The 238-nt window shown below is 54.6% G+C and carries 1 protein-coding gene; it reads left to right on the forward strand.

Annotated elements, in window-relative coordinates; all coding sequences use genetic code 11:
* Positions 1-238 (forward strand): SpoIID/LytB domain-containing protein (locus R0J92_RS26335; protein WP_411053858.1); only part of this gene is annotated, 238 nt, incomplete at both ends.

Consider the following 238-nt stretch of genomic DNA (forward strand, 5'->3'; position numbering starts at 1 on the left):
CGAACCGTCCGTCTATTCAAAGGCAAACCATATCCAGCTGTATAAGCCTGGATCCCAGACCATCTACCCGTATCTTGGGACCATCCTGTTCCGCATGTCCGGCACGACCAAAATCCAGCCGGTCAATTCTTTGCCGTTTGAAGATTATCTAAAAGGAGTCGTGCCATCTGAAAGCCCAGCCAGCTGGGGGGCAAGCGGCGGCATGGAATCGCTGAAAGCCCAAGCAATCGCGGCCCGT

Source organism: Tritonibacter sp. SIMBA_163, assembly GCF_046535935.1.
In the GTDB taxonomy this organism is placed as follows: domain Bacteria; phylum Pseudomonadota; class Alphaproteobacteria; order Rhodobacterales; family Rhodobacteraceae; genus Epibacterium; species Epibacterium scottomollicae.